Genomic DNA, 16,502 nt, shown 5'->3' with positions numbered 1-16,502 from the left:
TGGGCCCTGCGGTCCCATTCCTCGCGGGACAAGAAAGCCGTCCCCGGCCGTCCTTCACTGCGTTGCGGTCCCTTCGGGATGCAGGTCGAGCGCCTCCGGTCTTTCGACTGCCATCGAGGCCGCGATGGGCGATAGCCTCGAGCAACCAGAAGGAATTACGACATGGCGATCATCGGCAGCTTCACTTCGAACGGCGACGGCTTCAACGGCACGATCAAGACCCTCAACCTCAACGTCAAAGCCAAGATGGTGCGTCCGGAGCGGTCGTCTGAGAAGGGTCCGGCCTTCCGAATCCTCGCGGGCAACGTAGAGTTCGGCGCGGCATGGCAGAAGACCTCGACCGAAGGCCGGGACTATCTCTCGGTCAAGCTCGACGATCCGAGCTTCCCGGCCGCCATCTACGCCACATTGATTGAGGTCGAGGGCAGCGACGGCCTCCAGCTCATCTGGTCCCGGCCAACCCGCGACTGAGCCTCCAGTCCAAGATGGCCCCGCCGTGAGGCGGGGCCAATCCTCGAGCCCCCCGGCCGGGCCGGCGAAACCACCTCGCCTTTTCCCTCGTCAGTCCTCTTGTTGGTTCAAACCAAAGCCGACACCTAGGAGCCGTCAGCGCACGGATGGTTTGAACCGCATCCGACTCGCTGAAACTGCGATCCGGTGATTTGTGGTTCAAACCATATCTCGGCATTTGTTGGTTCAAACCACACATGGTTCATCGTGCGATCTTCGCCGTGTCAGCGGCCCTGGTGCTTCCCGCGTGAACTGGAGGGGCTCTCTGGTCGTGCCATGGTACGGCCGGCGGAGCCCGCCTCAAGGACGCGAGGTACCCCCAAAATGCTTCGCATTTCGGCTCCCCCACGCGCCGCCTCCGGCGGTCGGCTTCGCCGATCCTTGACCCGGTCTCCACCGACGCGTGGCGCGCCTTCGTCCATTCGAGACGAAGGAGGTTCTCATGACCATGCCGATCGATCAGCAGATTGCCGAACTCAAGGCGGAACTGGCCAATGCCTGCCTTACGCCGCGCGAGCGGCGCGAAGCGCAGCGGGAGCTGGAATTCCTGACCGAGCAGGACCGCAGCGATGCGGAGACGGTGTACTTCACAGAGGTCGAAGGCTGGGCTGCTGCGGTCCACGCCGCCGAGCTTGCCGCACTGCCATTCTGAGCATCACTATCCGAGACGGCAGGTCTGACGCCACGCGCGTCGGGCCGGCTTTTCGCATGTCGCATGCGCCTGCGCTTGCTTCGCTGCGCGCAGGCGCGAGTTGTCCATCGCGCCTCGCCCGCGATGTGGTTTGAACCACACCGTCACGTCATCGCCGCGATCGGCCGTCAGAAGGCGTCCCGCATCGGAGTTGTCGGGACCAGCGTCATGTCGCGTTCGCCATGAAGACCATCGTGATCAACAACCAGAAGGGCGGCGTGGGCAAGACGACGCTCGCCGTCCACCTTGCATGGCACCTCGCCGAGACCGGCGGTCGCGTGCTGCTGATCGACGCGGATGCCCAGGGCAACGCCACCGACACGATGAAGCGGCATCGCGGCGACGTCACCGCCGCCGAGCTGTTTCGACAGGGTAGGTCGCCAGTCATTGGTGGACTAGACGGGATCACGCTTGCAGCCTCGGACAGCTCCCTCACCGATGTCGATCGCGGCGACGCCGCCGGCATCCAGCAATTCCGCGACAACCTCCGCTCGGTGAGCGCGGTGTTCGATGTCTGCGTCATCGACACGCCGCCATCGCTGGGCTTGCGCAGCGTGGCCGCGCTGGTGTCCGCGAGCCATGTGCTGTCGCCGATCTACCTCGAGGACTATTCGGTGAAGGGTGTGAAGGGGCTACTCCAGACCGTGATCGGCGTGCAGCAGCGCTATGGTCGCTCCGATATGAAATTCCTGGGTCTGCTGCCGTCGAACTTCAACACGAAGTCGCCGCGCCAGCGGGCGCATCTCGATCAGCTCCTTCGCGATGCCGGCAAGTATGTCTTTCCAGGCCATATCGTCGCGCGCGACGGCTATGCGGAGGCGGTGGCGGAGGGGGTGCCGGTCTGGACATTGAAGAAGCGCTCGGCGCAGGAGGCCGGCCGCGAAATCCGCACCGTGCTGTCGCGCATCGTCGAGCAGATGGGGTGATTGCATGGCGCTGGATCTGAGCTTCAAGGATCTTGCGGACGTTGCTGTCGGCAATGCGTCCGACGGTCGGCCGCTCAAGGTCGCGCTGGATCTGATCGACGAGGATCCTGATCAGCCGCGGCGCGAGTTTCCCGAGGAAGAGCTTCAGAATCTGGCGGCCTCGATCCGGATCGAGGGCATTCTCCAGCCGATCGTGGTCCGGCGCGCGCAACAGGCCGGGCGCTTCATCATCGTGATGGGAGCGCGGAGATACCGGGCGGCAAAGCTCGCCAAGCTCGATGAGGCAGCCATCTTTATTCAGGATGCGGATGAAGCGAAACCCTACGCCCAGATGGTTGAGAACATTCAGCGTGATGATCTGAAGGCAAACGAGATCGCACGCTTCATTACGGCGCGGATTGAGGCCGGCGAGAAGCAGACGGAGATTGCTCGGCGTCTGGGCAAACCACGCGACTGGGTTTCACGCTATGGCGCGGTGCCGAAGATGCCGCCCTTCCTGCAGGAGATGCTGGCGACGAGTTCGATACGCGCCGTCTACGAACTCTATCAGGCCTGGCGACAGGAGCCGGGAGAGGTCGAGCGCGCGGTCGAGCACGGCACGGCGTTCAACGATGCCCAAGCGAGAGAGTTTGCGGCGACGGTCCGATCATCCGGCACGCCGCCAGCAGCGATCGATGCGAGGGCTGAGGAGCCGGTTGGATTGAACGAGAGCACCGAGCCCAGTCGTCGATCTGACCGGAGTGCGCGCGCTTCTGTAGCGATGGCACCGCGGTCGCGCCCGGCGGCAAAGGGCTTGGCTGTCGTGCGAGTCCGTGTCGGCAAGCGACACGGTGCTTTGGTGCTCGATGACACGACGGCGAGCAGCCAAGGGTTCGCGCGCGTCTCGTTCGATGACGGGTCGGTCGAGGATGCTGTCGTGACCGCGCTTCGGATCGAAGCGGTTCTCATCGGCTGACGCTGCAAGCACAGCGCTTCGCCCAGAGTGTGGTTTGAACCACGCTGCGTCGTTTCAAGGGCGGTCTCATTTCCTGAATCAGCGTCAGCATCGTCAGTTTCCTTTGGGCTGCCATCGGCGCTGCTGAATCGCTCTTCACGAATCGTTAACCGAGGTGGATGGTTGAGAGTCTTGTGGTGCGTTCTAGTGCAGGATAGGCTTGCCGCCAGCAAATTATTACGCCAGTTTGGCGTGGCCGCGCGCTTCGGCGCGTCGGTGGTTCTCGTTGCGGTGAGAGGGCGCCCTGATGCCGACGCTGACGTTGCGGGTTTCGGACGAGTTGGCGCTTCAGTTCGCCGCGCTGGCGGCGACGGAAGGCGGGAAGTCTGCACTCATCCGCCGGCTGATCGAGGGCGCTGTCGGCGCACCGGAATCAAAGCGCGCACCCATTGGAGTCGGCGCGCCGCAGAAGGTGACGGTGCGCTTTCGGGAGAGCGAGCTGCGTCAGCTTGGCGAGCTGGCGTCGACGCGCGGGATGACGCGGACGCAGTGGATCGCGTCGCTGGTCCGGTCCCGTCTTGGCGCGCCGGCGCAGCAATCTGACGGCGAGCGGGAGGCGCTGCGGGCGATCGCGCGCGAGCTCAATCGGATCGGCGGCAACATCAACCAGATCGCGCGGGCTGCGAACGCTGGTGAGGGAGGCTCGGCGGAAGGGGCCAAATCCGGTCTCGACGACGCACGCGCCGCGTTGGAAGCGCTGCAGGGCGAGTTGAAATCCGTCCTCGAACGGACCAGCACCTACTGGGAGGGCCGCTGATGAGCGGGAAGGGCGCCAAGGAGCTTCTCGATGACCTGCCGCCCATCTCCTATGTCTGGCGGACGCCGGTGCGACGGCCGCGCGTGTCCGAGGCCGACATTCCCGATCCTGTCGCTCCGCAGCGTGTCACGCCTGCAATGCGGGCGCGGCTGGAGCGGATCGTGGGCCGTGCGCCGGAGGTGATGGTCAAGATCACCGGGCGCACGAAAGATGCCGGGCATCTCAAATCCCATCTCGAATACATCATGCGCAATGGCGAGCTGACGGCGGAGACTGAGCAGGGTTCGCTCATGCAGGGCAGAGAGGGTCTCAAGGATCTTCAGTCGCGCTGGACCGATGATACTGTGCTCGACGACAAGCGCCGGCGCGACGGCAGCGTGTCGGTCAACATCATCCTGTCGATGCCGCCTGGCACCGATCCGATCGCGGTGAAGGATGCCGTGCGCGCGTTCGCGATCGAGACCTTTGGACCGAACCACGACTATGTCTTCGTCCAGCATCTCGATGACAAGCACCCGCATGTCCATCTAACGGTTCGTTCGCAGGGCTACAATGGAAAGCGTCTCAACCCGCGGAAGGCCGATCTGGCAGCCTGGCGCGAGCGGTTTGCCGGCGAGCTTCGCTTGCGAGGCGTCGCGGCCGAAGCAACGCCGCGGCGGACGCGGGGGAAGGTGCGGAAGTACGACAAGGGCACGGTGGTGGCGCTGCGTCGACGTGGAGTCGTTCCGGACACCGACAAGGGGGCTCGGCACGATGTCGTTCGAGCGGCAAAGGCGGGAGTTGTTGGTGCGCGTCCCTGGGAGCAAAAGGCTCGCGACCGGCAGGTCAAGATACGGGCTCAGTATCTGGCTCATGCCAAGGAGCTTGAGCGGACCGGGAAGGGGAGCGATCGGGCTCTCGCGATGAAGGTCCGGGAATTCGTGGCGAAGATGCCGGACCCGGAAACGAGGCGCGAGCAGTTGGTGCGGGAACTAGCCTCCGCAGCTCAGCGCACTCGACCTGTTAGGGACCAAGCTCCTGATCGCAAAGGCCGGGATACAGATAGGCAAGAACGATGAGATCAGTTTGGCGAAATTTAGTCTACAATTCGCGTACGAATTTTGTGACGAGAACGCGCCATCTATTTTGAGACGCGACCCACGATCGCATGGGCGCGCGCACTATAAATAACGCGCCCTTGAGCATCCGCAGGCAGGCGCAGACGCACGCGCTCCTTGAGGAGTTCTGCGTCGATGTTAGTCAAGCTTGCGATTTGCTCGCCAATGCTGGCGCCGGTTAACCCTATCGTCCAGAATTCTTCGAAACTGGCGAACTCTCGTTGCACGACGATTTCTCGAGAATCGAGCTGCTCAAGTCCTGCACTTTCCCAAAGCTCAAGCAGGGCATCCATCCGAGAGACCTCAGGATGTGGTGGGCGCATAGGAACGATCCCGAAAGGCAGCATCTCGTCCTGGATAGCTGCCAGCGGAAAGCCGCGGCCGGGGATGTCCCAGGCATATGCCGAGACCCAGCCGCCAGGGCGCACGACGCGCACCATTTCCGCGACACCTTTGGCCGGCTCGGGAACGAAGAATATCACTAGCGCCATCACGGCGGCATCAAACCGATCATCATCGAAAGGCAACGCCATCGCGTCGCCTTGCTGAAATTTTGCCAGCCGCGCCGCAGATCGCTTACGCGCAAAAACAAGCTGTCCAGAAGAGGGGTCGACCCCTTGAACCTCAGCTGGCGCAGATCGATCAACGACGAGTTGAGTAAAGGCGCCATTGCCGCAGCCGACGTCGATCCAGCGCAGACCGCTTGGCAGCGATAGCCAATCCAGCGATAGCCAATCCAGGAAAACGTCACCAACAAGCTGGCTCCATTTTCCCATCAATAGCTCGTACGCAGCCCCGTCGTCGAAGCTGATTTTTTGTTCGGCCATCGTCGGGCGCTTTCTGACCATCGACGCCGTTGCATGACGTGAGGCGCGGGATGCCCTGACCAGCAAGGTGAAATCGCCGGGCGTCAATCCTCGCTCTGTTACAGATTGTTGCAAGCCGAGGATGTGGCGATGGAAAGCGCCGACATCAGCGGCAATGGCGGAATGAAGTGGGCGATTGGCGGCGTCGCCATCTTCCTCCTCGCTGCGTTGTTGCTCGGGTTGAGCACTCTGGTGAAGACCGTGTTCCTTCACTGCCCGGCGATCACCCGCCAGTGTACTTGCTCACGTTTACCGGGCCTTCGCCTGTAGATCGGCGATCAGCTGCTTCATCTCCGCGATTTCCCTGACCTGGGCAGCGATGATATCGTCCGCCAGCTTGCGCACGCGCGGATCGACGATACGGGCTCGGCCACTGGTCATGATCGCGATGGAGTGGTGCGGGATCATCGCCTTCATGTATGAGACGTCATCGACCGTCGTCTGGCTGCGCACTAGCCAGAGCGACACGGCGAAGACCGCGACGCTCCCTGCGAAGATCGCGATATTGGCCGCCTTGTTCGCGTACATTTTCAGCATGAATCCAAGCATCAGAACGGCCATCGTCGCGCCCATGAGCAGCGCCATCCAGGCTCGGGTCTGGCTGAAGAAAACGTGATCGAGTTCGAAGGTGTTGAGATACATCAGGCCAAACATGACGATGGTCGACACGGCAATCATAACGCCGAAGCGGGCGTAGCTCATCGGGAACCTCCTTGGTTGAGTGATAGCGCGGCAGAGCCGCCAGGTTGTCAGCGGGCCAGCATCCAGATCGCCATGGCAACCATCATCAGGTTCTCGGTCAGCGATACAAAGCCGAGGGGAACCTTGCTGTCGCCGCCGACGCAGGCGCATTTGATCTCGCGCTTGTCGATGTAGACCGCCTTGACGACGGAGACCGCGCCGACGAGGCCGATCACGAGCGCGACCGGGATCGCGAGCCAGAGCAGCGCTCCGGCGATCATCAGGACGCCGGCCAGCGCCTCGGCGAACGGATAGAAATAGGCGTAGCGCACGACGCGCTGCGCAAGCAGGTCGTAGCCCAGGAACATGTTGGAGAACCGCTCGACATCCTGCAGCTTCAGGAGCGCCAGGATGCACATGCTGAAGGCGGTGAACCATTCGACCGTGCGGACGGAAACGATGGTCCCCGACGAGGCCCAATTGGCGGCGACCGCCATTAGCGCGGCCATGACGAAGACGGCCACGACCGGCCTGTAGCTCACCTGTTCAGGGTCCGCGACCGGCTTGCCGAGATGCCTGCGCAGATCGTCATACCCGCCGATCCGCTCGCCTGCGATGAAGGTCTGCGGCGTGGTCTTCACATCATGCTCGGCCTTAAAGGCATCGATCTCCGGCCGCGACCTCAGAAGATGATCGTCGACCGCGAAGCCTTCCCGGGAAAGCAGATCGAGCGACTTCAGTCCGAACGGACAGATGTGCTCATTGGTCACCATGCGATAGAGCGTTGCATGTTCTCCTCTTGCCTGCACCATCTGACGTCCCCGATCTCAAACGGGCAGGTAATTGAGTGCCTGCCTCTGGGACGAACGTCGTTGAGTAGCAGAAGTTCAGCGGTGTTACAGATTGTAACATTTCCCGCGAGATGGCGCCGGATCGCGATGAATTCCGCAACGTGGCCCTTTGAACTCCGGGAAGCAGATCGTTTTAGAGCAAAGTTGCCCGGGGAGAGTTGCCGTATCAGCAACTGGCGCGCGGCTCAGGACCAATTGAGCCCCCTCCCCGGCGCATCCAAACCGGCGGCTCGGCTGTACCCGATTCATCCAGCGACGTAAGTCCGCCCTTGGACAACCAGAGAACTACGGGAGACTGTTATGCAAAAGACCCTTATCGCCGCGGCCGGTATGGCCATCGCCGTCACGGTCTTCAGCGTCGCCGCCAAGGCCGATCATCTCAACATCGACGTCAAGGCCGCCTCGGTGAAGGACGGAGCGATTATGTTCCCCTCAGTCCGCATCGACAAGGACGGCTACGTCGTCATCCATGCGGTCGCGGACGGCAAGCCGGTCCTGCCGGAATCGATCGGCCACACCGCCGTCAAGACCGGGACGACCAGCAACGTCACCGTCAAGGTTCCCGGCGCCAATGCGGGCACCGACTACGTCGCGATGATCCATTACGAAACCAATGGCAACGCGACCTACGACTTCGGCAAGGCATCGACGACAGTAGACACTCCCGGCATGAAGCCCGACAACACCCCCTACGCCCTGAGCTTCAAGGCTAACTGATCCGCGAATCATCAATCCGAGGTCGCGCTCCGTGCGGCCTCGGACAAAGCAGCACGCGGCCGCGTCCAGATGGTTGCGTCGCCCAACATAGCTGCAGCCAATCCTCGACAGAACTCGACTTCGAGGCCTTTCCAGTTACCCTGATTGTCCAACGTCGAAATCCCCGTCGAGACGCCGGTCGAGACGCCACATAGCAGTTCGCCGCGCGCCTTGATGGCCTTGACGGTGTCGCCATCGGCGGCGCGGGCGGTGGAATTGGCCGCGCCTGCCAGAGCAAGCGCAGCCAGAATAATCGCCGTCTTCGTCATGATAGATCCCCTCTGTTGCCCGAACGAGCGATCTTTCGGGAACAGGTCTCGCCTGCCCCGTGCCGCCTTCGCCCGCGTGAAAGTCGCTTATGCGGATGCAGGCGCGGCGCTCGGCTTATAGCCGGCGCCGATCACGATCGACTTGATCGCGGCGTAGTCGCCAAACCCCTGCACAGTGACGAGCTTCGAGGCAGGATCGGCATTCACGGTCGTGCCCGGCAAGGTGGTTTCGATCGCCTTCTTGATCGTGCCGGCGCAGTGGCCGCAGGTCATGTCGTCGACCCGGAAATTCAGGCCGGATTGCGGCTCAACAGTAGTCGTCTCGGCTGAAGAATTGGAATGCTGCTGGCACGAGCACATGGCTGCGGCCTCCTGTTCGGTTGATGGTGAGCGGAGGCTGCGGCTTTCCACAGTGGTAAGGTCAAGCCCTTTTTTCTTGATCGCGTAGATGGTCCGTGAGCCGGCTTCATCCGCCGCAATTTTTCCGGCGAATCGAGACGAAAGCCCTTGACCTTACCATTATGGGAAGGACCATATCCTATGCCATCAATGTTCGGAGAGACATCATGTCGACTGCAACGATGGCAAGACGCACCGCGTCGCCTGCAAGCCAATTCGATATTCCAATAGCCGGAATGAGCTGCGCATCCTGCGTGGGACGCGTCGAACGCGCCGTCGCGACGGTCGAGGGAGTCGATGCCGTCGCAGTCAATCTGGCAACTGAGCGCGCCGTAGTCACCGTCCCGTCGGGAAAGGTCGACGCCGGCGCCATAGCCGCCGCGATCCGCAAGGCCGGTTATGAGCCAGCCGAGAGTACGATCGAATTGAACGTCGCCGGCATGACCTGCGCGTCCTGCGTCGGCCGGGTTGAACGCGCCCTAAAGACAGTGCCTGGCGTACTCGGTGCAAACGTCAATCTGGCGACGCAGCGGGCCACGGTGCGGGTGTTGGGCGGCGCGGAGGCGGCGTCACGCCTTGTCGCAGCCGTGGTCGGCGTCGGCTACGAGGCCGAGTTCGTTCACGATGGGGTCGATACGACCGATCGTGAGAGGCAGGCCCGCGAGGAGGAGCAGGCCAGCCTACGCCAGGCCGTGATCATCGCGGCGATCGCGACCGCGCCGCTGCTCGTCTTCGAAATGGGCATGCACATGTCGGAGACGCTGCACCATTTCCTCGCCGGCCGCATCGGCGAGTTTAACATCAAGCTGCTCTCGTTCCTGCTCGCAGGCTTCGTCATGCTCGTGCCCGGCATGCGCTTCATCCAGAAAGGCTGGCCAGCACTGCTACGCGGCGCGCCCGACATGAACTCTCTTGTGGTTCTCGGCACCAGCGCCGCCTTTCTCTACTCGACCGTCGCGACATTCGCGCCCTCCGTGCTTCCGGAGGGGACGGACTACACCTATTTCGAGGCCGGCGCGGTCATCATCACACTGATCCTGCTCGGACGTTGGTTCGAGGCCCGCGCCAAGGGCAGCACGAGCGAGGCCATCCGCCGGCTGATGTCGCTGCAGGCCAAGTCGGCGCGCGTTCTGCGTGACGGCATCGAAGTCGATGTCGGCATCGCGACCGTGATTCCCGGCGACATCGTCATCATGCGCCCTGGTGAGCGCATTCCCGTCGATGGCGAGGTTGTCGACGGTGTCTCCTACGTCGACGAGGCGATGATCACGGGTGAGCCCATCCCCGCACGCAAGGAGCCGGGCTCAGGCGTCACCGGCGGCACGATCAACGGCACGGGCGCCTTCCGCTTCACGGTGCAAAAGGTCGGCGCCGACACGTTGCTCGCGCAGATCGTGCGCACGGTTGAGGCGGCGCAAGGCTCGAAATTGCCGATCCAGGCGCTCGTCGACAAGGTCACCATGTGGTTCGTGCCGGTCGTGATCGGACTCGCGCTACTGACCTTCGCCGCTTGGCTCGCCTTCGGCCCGAGCCCCGCGCTCTCCTACGCACTGGTCAATGCGGTCGCGGTCCTGATCATCGCCTGCCCCTGCGCCATGGGGCTGGCGACGCCGACCTCGATCATGGTCGGAACCGGCAAGGGGGCTGAACTCGGCATCCTGTTCCGGAAGGGCGAGGCGCTTCAGTCGTTGAAAGATGCGAAGACGGTGGCGCTGGACAAGACCGGCACCCTGACCAAGGGCCGGCCCGAACTGACCGACATCGCGGTCGCTGCCGGATTTGCGGAAGCAGACGTGCTGCAGCTGGTCGCCTCCGTCGAGACGCGCTCCGAGCATCCCGTCGCCGAAGCCATCGTCGCGGCGGCGCGCCAGCGCGGTCTGGCGCTTGTCGAGCCCGCGGACTTCGCAGGCGAGCCAGGCTTCGGCGTCAAGGCCATGGTCGAAGGCCGGCTTATCGAGGTCGGCGCGGACCGGCTGATGGTGCGTCTAGGGCTCGATCTCTCAGCCTTCGCCGAGCAGGCCGCGCAACTCGGCGACGCCGGCAAGACGCCGCTCTACGCCGCGATCGACGGCAAGCTCGCCGCCATCATTGCCGTCGCGGATCCGATCAAGGAGACGACGCCCGCAGCCATCGCTGCCCTGCATGGGCTGGGACTGCGCGTCGTCATGATCACCGGCGACAACAGGCGCACGGCCGACGCCATCGCAAGGCGGCTCGGCATCGATGAGGTCGTAGCCGAGGTGCTGCCGACCGGCAAGGCCGAGGTCGTCAAGTCGCTGCAGGCCGGCGGCGTCAAGGTCGCCTTCGTCGGCGACGGTATTAATGACGCACCTGCTCTGGCTCAAGCGGATGTCGGTATCGCTATCGGCACCGGCACTGACATCGCGATCGAGAGCGCCGATGTCGTCCTGATGTCGGGCGATCTCGAAGGCGTCGCCAAGGCCATCGCCCTCTCGAAGGCTACGATCGCCAACATCCGCCAGAATCTGGTCTGGGCCTTCGGCTACAATGTCGTGCTGATCCCGGTCGCGGCGGGCGCGCTCTATCCAGCGTTCGGCATCCTGATGTCGCCGATGTTCGCGGGCCTTGCCATGGCACTCTCCAGCGTCAGCGTGCTGGCCAACGCGCTGCGCCTGAAGCGCTTCGGCGGCTCGGCTCGCATGACGCAAGGGTTACATCCACGAGCGCGCCTCGCAGCGGCTGAATGAATCGACGCTCGAGCCGCAAGGAGACATCCATGAACATCGGGCAAGCTGCCACCGCCTCGGGCGTCAGCGCAAAGATGATCCGTTACTATGAGAGCATCGGCCTGATCGAACCCCCTGTTCGCACCGAGGCCGGATATCGGATCTACACGGCGGAAGAGATCCACGAGCTGCGCTTCATCAAGCGGGCTCGCACGCTCGGATTCTCGATCGAAGAGGCACGCGAACTTCTTGCTCTCTGGCGTGACAAGAGCCGGGCCAGCGCCGACGTGAAGACGTTCGCCATGAAACATGTCCGCGATCTCGAAACCAAGATCGCCGAACTCGAGGCGATGTCGCGCACGCTCAGGCATCTGGCTCAGACCTGTCATGGCGACGCGCGGCCCGATTGCCCGATCCTCGCAGACTTGGCCGACGTCGACGCGGCGCGCGCGCCGACGGCCAGCAGGCGGCCCCGCAAGAAGCAGGCGCACGCGGACTGCACCTGCGATGACGCGGATGCTGCCCCGACCGGTCGCCATTGAGGAACAGGTCGATGCCAGATGCACCGACGATCCAGCCGCTCGACGTCGAGGCCCTGCGCGCAGACACGCCAGGCACCGCTCATCGCATCCATCTCAACAACGCGGGGGCTGCCCTGATGCCCTTGCCGGTCATCGCCGCCATGAAACATCATCTTGATCGCGAGGCGATGATGGGCGGCTATGAGGCAGCGGATGCCTCGCACGAGGCGGTCTCAGCGGTCTATCGATCGGTTGCCCGGTTGATCAATGCCGACGTCGACGAGATCGCCTTGACCGAAAATGCCACTGTCGCCTGGCAGATGGCATTCTACGCCCAGAGCTTCCGGCCGGGCGACCGCATCCTGACCGCGCGAGCGGAGTATGCGGCCAACTATGTGGCCTTCCTCCAGATGGCACGACGGACAGGCGTCGTCATCGAGGTCATTCCGGACGACGCGACTGGAGCATTGGACCCTGTAGCCCTCGATGCGATGATTGATGAACGGGTGAAACTCATCGCCATCACCTGGATCCCGACCAATGGGGGCCTGATCAACCCCGCAGCCGCCGTCGGCAAGATCGCGCGCCGCCATGGCGTGACCTACCTTCTCGACGCTTGCCAGGCTATTGGGCAGATGCCAATCGACGTCGCTGAACTTGGGTGCGACCTGCTGGCTGCAACGGGGCGGAAATTCCTGCGCGGCCCCCGTGGCACGGGCTTCCTGTATGTCCGGCGCGCGCTCCTCGATCAGCTCGAACCTGCCATGATCGACCATTTCGGCGCCCCTTGAGTCGCGCCTGATCGCTATGCGCTACGGCCGGACGCGCGCCGTTTCGAAACCTGGGAGAATAACTATGCTTCGAGGCTCGGACTGGGAGCGGCCATCGACTATGCTCTCGATCTCGGGGTGGTACGGATCGAGGCTCGCTGCCGCCTTCTGGCAGATCGCCTTCGCGCCGAACTCGGAACCATTTCGCGCGTGACGCTCCACGATCTCGGCCGAGACCGCGCAGCGATCGTCAGCTTCTCGGTTCACGATCTCAACGCCGAAGGCATTCGATCGGAGCTGGCAAGCAAGGCGATCAATATCAGCGTTTCTCGTCCGAGCAGCACTCTCCTGGATGCCAGCGCAAGAAGCCTTCCGACCGTCATTCGCGTCTCGCCGCACTATTACAATTCTGAGGACAAACTGGATCGGTTTGTTGGGGCTGTCCATGATCTGATTGGTAGTCAACGAGCACCCAGACGCCGCTCAATAGGTCCGCAGGCCTGCCGTTATCTGCTAATCGCATTGCGGTTCTCACCGCTGGCGGGCCTTATGCTTGGATCATAATAAATTCTTTAGGCGAACGCTTTGGCCCTATTGATACCATTGTCGAAGAAGGCGTGAATCGGGTCACCTTCTTAAAGCGCCGTGCCCGAAAAATAGGTTGGCTACTTACGGATGGTCAGTTGGCGACCATGGTCTTCCTGCGCCTCTGGAAGACGATCGCAGCTTCGCGATCGAAGGAGATTGTTAACCAATACCGCGTGCGCCCAAATCCCGATGCGCATCACCGGACTTTGAGAATTTCATCAATTAATTCGTGCGAATGCCATGAACTGCTCGGCCGCCTGCAGCCGAAGGTGGTCCTACTTGTGGGCTGCAGGCTTCTCACCAAGCAAACCCTCGCTACGATCTCTTGCCCGGTGATGAACTACCATGCTGGCATTACGCCAACATATCGCGGCATGAATGGGGGTTACTTCGCACTCGCGTCGGGCGATATCGGAAATTTTGGCGCCACGGTTCACCTCGTCGATGACGGCGTCGATACTGGCGCAGTACTTTATCAAGTACGGACCGAGCCCAACGCGACCGACAACATCTCAACCTACCCGATGTTGTTGGCGGCGGTGTCACGTGAGATTTGCATCGCTGCGGTTGGCGACGCCTTGAACCAATGCCTGCGTCCCGTCACCGTCGATCTACCCTCTCGGCAATGGTTCCATCCGCCAATTTGGAGTTAACTCTGGGTCGGCCTGACGAGGAGGGTTTGGTGAGTTGGCAGCGAAATCGTTGCGGCAAATCTTGGGCGACTCAGTGTTTGTCGTGGTCGCCGGAAGGCGTTTTCACTGGAGCGCCGGCATAGCCACGCATGAGATCGTATTGAACAATCTGTTCAGTAAATAGCACGGTGGCTGTCTCCAGATGCGCGGCGAGATGGACCGCCCTCAGCGCTCCATTCTGGATCCCGATCCGCTCCGTCAGCGCCTTTACGCGCTGGGTGTCGATCATTCTCGTGGCGAAGCCTGCGTCCAACTCACGCTCGAGTCCGAGAACCTCGGCGCCGACCGCCTTCGCCTCGGCGCTCATCCGCGTCATGATCGCCTTAAGCGCCTCCCGCTGCTGTTTTGAGAGCTTGAGCGATTCCGCCAGTTCGAGGCCGTTCATCGGTCCAGGATAGCGGTTGAGTTCGGCCGCCTTCGCCAGGCTCATGCCTCGCCCCTGCGCCAAATCGAAGATCTCCTTGGCCGACCGCGCTTTGATCTCGCGAGTCTGCTCGCCGGCATAGGGACTGGGAGCCTGCGCTTCCGCCATGCCGGTCGGCGCTATCGCAGTCGAGATCAGGACCAATGCGGCTGAAAATGACATGCGGTTCATCGATGGCTTTCCTTCACGGCGACCATGCCCGGATGGGAGGCGGATCAGGATCACGCCAGGACGATGCGGCTTGCCTCCCGCCTGCGCCTCGGGCGAGAGCCGATCGCGCTGGCGATCTCCCGCCGCAGTCCGTCGAGGACGATCGTGCTGCCGTCGTCGCCGGCTTGCGCAATAAGGAAGGCAAGCACCCGCTCGCGCGCGGAGCGGATGTAGTGCAGCGTCAAGCTCGCGCGAAACGTCATCACCTGTCGGGCGAGATCGGTTGTCAGGCCGAGCCGAGCCGACGCATCGGCGTTCAGCCGGGCGAGGCATGCGGCCTTGGGAAAGCACGCGACCACCGTGTCGCTGAGAGCGATGGCGTCACAATGGTAGCGCCCGGCGAAAAGCGAGGCCTCGGCGAGACGCTCGCGGTGTTTTGGCCGCGTCTGAATCAGTTCAGGATGAGCGTTTTCATGAAATGATCGCCGGCTTAGTATTTATCAGTGACGATACAAAACTGCGAAATATTAAGGCCACCTTGGCACAAACGCAGCAAAAAATTTGGGTATGACGCAACGGGCTCCGTCCAAGGATGTATATTCAGTGGCGATGATTTTGACTTTGGCTGTGGTCTGCCAGCTGGCGCATCTGCTTCCTCACCATTTCAGCATGAGCAAAGCCAAACGCTGAATCGGAGAAAGTAGTCAACTCACCCGAAATCGCGACGCGTAACGTTATTGACGCGGCACGCGGCCCGAAATACGCGACGGTTGATTCGGAACGAATCCGGGCTGATGTCGGACGTCGAAAGGGCTTAACCTGCGATTGCGAGAAGTCTCGGACATGCAATGGGTCCGCAGGGGTCGCAAGCCGCGAGATAGCTTGAATGGACGTCCCGTCTTATTCTTTTGGCCCAAATGTTGAGTCGCTGGATCATATCGCGTTTGCAGCCTAGCTAGTGGATTGAGGTTGACGGAAGAGTCCCGATAGGGATTCCGCTGGGCCTGTAGGCGTGCGAGTCTGGGCGATGCGTCCAGGGATCATCATCACGGTTACCGCCGCGGACCGCGCCCGGCTTGACCCGGCCCCTGTCCCCGTCGCAGGGCAGGCCACGCTGCCGCACGACCTGTCGCCCTGGGGCATGTTCATGGCCGCCGACATCGTCGTGAAGGCGGTGATGCTCGGCCTTGCCTTCGCCTCGCTGGTGACCTGGACGATCTGGCTGGCCAAGGCGCTCGAGCTCGCCGCCGCCAAGACGCGCGCACAGCGGGCGGTGCGCCGACTAGAAGAGGCTATCAGCCTCGACGAAGCCGCGCGCGCGATCGCCGGCCGCAAGGGTCAGGCGCGGGGCACGGTCGCGGAGCTGGTCGGCGCCGCCCAGAGCGAGCGCCAGCGCTCCGACGATCTCGGCGAGGACGGCATCAAGGAGCGTGCCGCGATCGCGCTGTCGCGGATCGAGGCGAGGGCCGGCCGCTCGATGGCGCGCGGCGCCGGCCTGCTCGCCACCATCGGCTCGACCGCCCCCTTTGTCGGCCTGTTCGGCACGGTCTGGGGCATCATGAATTCCTTCATTGGCATCAGCCAGTCGAAGACGACCAATCTCGCCGTCGTCGCCCCCGGCATCGCCGAGGCATTGCTGGCGACTGCGATCGGTCTCGTCGCGGCTATTCCCGCCGTGATCATCTACAATGTCTTCGCCCGCGCCATTTCCGGCTACCGCGCCACCCTCGCGGACGCCTCGGGCGAAGTTCTGCGCCATCTCTCGCGCGATCTCGAGCGGGCGCGCCGGCTGGCGACGCAGCAGGTCCGCGCCAATCTGCATGCGGTTTCACCCCAGCCGGCCGCCATGCCGCGCGTCCCGGCGGAGTGAGCC

At 62.8% G+C, this 16,502-nt stretch carries 18 protein-coding genes and 1 pseudogene; 12 read left to right on the top strand and 7 right to left on the bottom strand.

The window, feature by feature from the left end:
• The first annotated feature begins 162 nt into the window (after nucleotides 1-162).
• From GV161_RS13025 to GV161_RS13000, 6 genes are all read left to right on the top strand, one after another.
• On the top strand, nucleotides 163-471 hold the full coding sequence (locus tag GV161_RS13025) for a DUF736 domain-containing protein (protein WP_152016333.1): 309 nt from the start codon (nucleotides 163-165) through the stop codon (nucleotides 469-471).
• Nucleotides 472-952: 481 nt separating this feature from the next.
• The gene (locus GV161_RS13020) at nucleotides 953-1,162 is read left to right on the top strand and encodes a hypothetical protein (protein ID WP_152016332.1); all 210 of its coding nucleotides are present in this window, start codon (nucleotides 953-955) and stop codon (nucleotides 1,160-1,162) included.
• A 221-nt stretch (nucleotides 1,163-1,383) separates the two neighbouring features.
• Nucleotides 1,384-2,127 carry a ParA family protein gene (locus GV161_RS13015; RefSeq protein ID WP_152016331.1) on the top strand — a complete coding sequence of 248 codons (744 nt, stop codon included), beginning with the start codon at nucleotides 1,384-1,386 and terminating at the stop codon, nucleotides 2,125-2,127.
• 4 nt (nucleotides 2,128-2,131) lie between these two features.
• Nucleotides 2,132-3,082 carry a ParB/RepB/Spo0J family partition protein gene (locus GV161_RS13010; RefSeq protein WP_152016330.1) on the top strand — a complete coding sequence of 317 codons (951 nt, stop codon included), beginning with the start codon at nucleotides 2,132-2,134 and terminating at the stop codon, nucleotides 3,080-3,082.
• 286 nt (nucleotides 3,083-3,368) lie between these two features.
• Nucleotides 3,369-3,878, top strand: a complete 510-nt coding sequence (mobC, locus tag GV161_RS13005) for a plasmid mobilization relaxosome protein MobC (protein ID WP_152016329.1) — start codon at nucleotides 3,369-3,371, stop codon at nucleotides 3,876-3,878.
• Nucleotides 3,878-4,936 carry a relaxase/mobilization nuclease domain-containing protein gene (locus GV161_RS13000; protein WP_152016328.1) on the top strand — a complete coding sequence of 353 codons (1,059 nt, stop codon included), beginning with the start codon at nucleotides 3,878-3,880 and terminating at the stop codon, nucleotides 4,934-4,936. The genes mobC and GV161_RS13000 overlap by 1 nt, the downstream gene beginning before the upstream one ends.
• A gap of 62 nt (nucleotides 4,937-4,998) precedes the next feature.
• Here GV161_RS13000 and GV161_RS12995 read toward each other — a convergent pair whose 3' ends face one another.
• From GV161_RS12995 to GV161_RS12985, 3 genes are read right to left on the bottom strand one after another with little or no spacing between them, the layout of a single operon-like run.
• Nucleotides 4,999-6,054, bottom strand: a complete 1,056-nt coding sequence (locus tag GV161_RS12995) for a class I SAM-dependent methyltransferase (protein ID WP_201304311.1) — start codon at nucleotides 6,052-6,054, stop codon at nucleotides 4,999-5,001.
• A gap of 36 nt (nucleotides 6,055-6,090) precedes the next feature.
• Nucleotides 6,091-6,543 carry a DUF305 domain-containing protein gene (locus tag GV161_RS12990; RefSeq protein WP_152016327.1) on the bottom strand — a complete coding sequence of 151 codons (453 nt, stop codon included), beginning with the start codon at nucleotides 6,541-6,543 and terminating at the stop codon, nucleotides 6,091-6,093.
• 47 nt (nucleotides 6,544-6,590) lie between these two features.
• Nucleotides 6,591-7,334 (bottom strand): glutaredoxin, encoded by a 744-nt coding sequence (locus GV161_RS12985; RefSeq protein WP_152016326.1) that lies wholly within the window; start codon nucleotides 7,332-7,334, stop codon nucleotides 6,591-6,593.
• A 339-nt stretch (nucleotides 7,335-7,673) separates the two neighbouring features.
• Between GV161_RS12985 and GV161_RS12980 the strand changes: the two genes are divergently transcribed.
• Nucleotides 7,674-8,090, top strand: coding sequence for a hypothetical protein (locus GV161_RS12980; RefSeq protein ID WP_152016325.1), 417 nt, complete (start codon nucleotides 7,674-7,676; stop codon nucleotides 8,088-8,090).
• Between the two features lie 11 nt (nucleotides 8,091-8,101).
• Here the strand turns inward: GV161_RS12980 and GV161_RS12975 are convergent, their stop codons facing one another.
• Complete coding sequence (locus tag GV161_RS12975) at nucleotides 8,102-8,398, bottom strand: hypothetical protein (RefSeq protein ID WP_152016324.1); 297 nt, start codon at nucleotides 8,396-8,398, stop codon at nucleotides 8,102-8,104.
• An 87-nt stretch (nucleotides 8,399-8,485) separates the two neighbouring features.
• Nucleotides 8,486-8,758 carry a heavy-metal-associated domain-containing protein gene (locus GV161_RS12970; RefSeq protein ID WP_152017461.1) on the bottom strand — a complete coding sequence of 91 codons (273 nt, stop codon included), beginning with the start codon at nucleotides 8,756-8,758 and terminating at the stop codon, nucleotides 8,486-8,488.
• Between the two features lie 206 nt (nucleotides 8,759-8,964).
• Here GV161_RS12970 and GV161_RS12965 point away from each other — a divergent pair, with 206 nt between their 5' ends.
• From GV161_RS12965 to GV161_RS12950, 4 genes and pseudogenes are all read left to right on the top strand, one after another.
• Nucleotides 8,965-11,505: a heavy metal translocating P-type ATPase gene (locus tag GV161_RS12965; protein ID WP_201303015.1), complete on the top strand. Its 2,541-nt coding sequence runs from the start codon at nucleotides 8,965-8,967 to the stop codon at nucleotides 11,503-11,505.
• Between the two features lie 29 nt (nucleotides 11,506-11,534).
• A complete protein-coding gene (gene cueR, locus GV161_RS12960) occupies nucleotides 11,535-12,026 on the top strand; it encodes a Cu(I)-responsive transcriptional regulator (RefSeq protein WP_152016323.1) in 492 nt (163 codons plus the stop codon).
• Between the two features lie 11 nt (nucleotides 12,027-12,037).
• Nucleotides 12,038-13,219, top strand: a pseudogene (locus GV161_RS12955) (aminotransferase class V-fold PLP-dependent enzyme); the annotation flags it as partial.
• Nucleotides 13,220-13,467: 248 nt separating this feature from the next.
• The gene (locus GV161_RS12950; RefSeq protein ID WP_244624285.1) at nucleotides 13,468-14,016 is read left to right on the top strand and encodes a formyl transferase; all 549 of its coding nucleotides are present in this window, start codon (nucleotides 13,468-13,470) and stop codon (nucleotides 14,014-14,016) included.
• 70 nt (nucleotides 14,017-14,086) lie between these two features.
• On the opposite strand, the gene GV161_RS12945 is transcribed toward GV161_RS12950, so the two are convergent.
• Together GV161_RS12945 and GV161_RS12940 are read right to left on the bottom strand one after the other, a co-directional pair.
• Nucleotides 14,087-14,650, bottom strand: coding sequence for a hypothetical protein (locus GV161_RS12945; RefSeq protein WP_152016321.1), 564 nt, complete (start codon nucleotides 14,648-14,650; stop codon nucleotides 14,087-14,089).
• 50 nt (nucleotides 14,651-14,700) lie between these two features.
• Nucleotides 14,701-14,988: a hypothetical protein gene (locus tag GV161_RS12940; protein WP_152016320.1), complete on the bottom strand. Its 288-nt coding sequence runs from the start codon at nucleotides 14,986-14,988 to the stop codon at nucleotides 14,701-14,703.
• 668 nt (nucleotides 14,989-15,656) lie between these two features.
• Here GV161_RS12940 and exbB point away from each other — a divergent pair.
• Nucleotides 15,657-16,499 (top strand): tonB-system energizer ExbB, encoded by an 843-nt coding sequence (gene exbB, locus GV161_RS12935; RefSeq protein ID WP_159741830.1) that lies wholly within the window; start codon nucleotides 15,657-15,659, stop codon nucleotides 16,497-16,499.
• Nucleotides 16,500-16,502 lie beyond the last annotated feature (3 nt).

Source organism: Bosea sp. 29B (assembly GCF_902506165.1).
Classification (GTDB): domain Bacteria; phylum Pseudomonadota; class Alphaproteobacteria; order Rhizobiales; family Beijerinckiaceae; genus Allobosea.
Note: the sequence above shows the minus strand (reverse complement) of the source record. Positions and strands in the feature narration are given on the sequence as shown.

What these genes read in the sequence shown, in the direction of transcription:
- GV161_RS13025 (WP_152016333.1), top strand. Translation starts at nt 163, where the DNA reads ATGGCGATCATCGGCAGCTTCACTTCGAACGGCGACGGCTTCAACGGC.
- GV161_RS13020 (WP_152016332.1), top strand. Translation starts at nt 953, where the DNA reads ATGACCATGCCGATCGATCAGCAGATTGCCGAACTCAAGGCGGAACTG.
- GV161_RS13015 (WP_152016331.1), top strand. Translation starts at nt 1,384, where the DNA reads ATGAAGACCATCGTGATCAACAACCAGAAGGGCGGCGTGGGCAAGACG.
- GV161_RS13010 (WP_152016330.1), top strand. Translation starts at nt 2,132, where the DNA reads ATGGCGCTGGATCTGAGCTTCAAGGATCTTGCGGACGTTGCTGTCGGC.
- mobC (WP_152016329.1), top strand. Translation starts at nt 3,369, where the DNA reads ATGCCGACGCTGACGTTGCGGGTTTCGGACGAGTTGGCGCTTCAGTTC.
- GV161_RS13000 (WP_152016328.1), top strand. Translation starts at nt 3,878, where the DNA reads ATGAGCGGGAAGGGCGCCAAGGAGCTTCTCGATGACCTGCCGCCCATC.
- GV161_RS12990 (WP_152016327.1), bottom strand. Translation starts at nt 6,543, where the DNA reads ATGAGCTACGCCCGCTTCGGCGTTATGATTGCCGTGTCGACCATCGTC.
- GV161_RS12985 (WP_152016326.1), bottom strand. Translation starts at nt 7,334, where the DNA reads ATGGTGCAGGCAAGAGGAGAACATGCAACGCTCTATCGCATGGTGACC.
- GV161_RS12980 (WP_152016325.1), top strand. Translation starts at nt 7,674, where the DNA reads ATGCAAAAGACCCTTATCGCCGCGGCCGGTATGGCCATCGCCGTCACG.
- GV161_RS12975 (WP_152016324.1), bottom strand. Translation starts at nt 8,398, where the DNA reads ATGACGAAGACGGCGATTATTCTGGCTGCGCTTGCTCTGGCAGGCGCG.
- GV161_RS12970 (WP_152017461.1), bottom strand. Translation starts at nt 8,758, where the DNA reads ATGTGCTCGTGCCAGCAGCATTCCAATTCTTCAGCCGAGACGACTACT.
- GV161_RS12965 (WP_201303015.1), top strand. Translation starts at nt 8,965, where the DNA reads ATGTCGACTGCAACGATGGCAAGACGCACCGCGTCGCCTGCAAGCCAA.
- cueR (WP_152016323.1), top strand. Translation starts at nt 11,535, where the DNA reads ATGAACATCGGGCAAGCTGCCACCGCCTCGGGCGTCAGCGCAAAGATG.
- GV161_RS12950 (WP_244624285.1), top strand. Translation starts at nt 13,468, where the DNA reads ATGGTCTTCCTGCGCCTCTGGAAGACGATCGCAGCTTCGCGATCGAAG.
- GV161_RS12945 (WP_152016321.1), bottom strand. Translation starts at nt 14,650, where the DNA reads ATGAACCGCATGTCATTTTCAGCCGCATTGGTCCTGATCTCGACTGCG.
- exbB (WP_159741830.1), top strand. Translation starts at nt 15,657, where the DNA reads ATGCGTCCAGGGATCATCATCACGGTTACCGCCGCGGACCGCGCCCGG.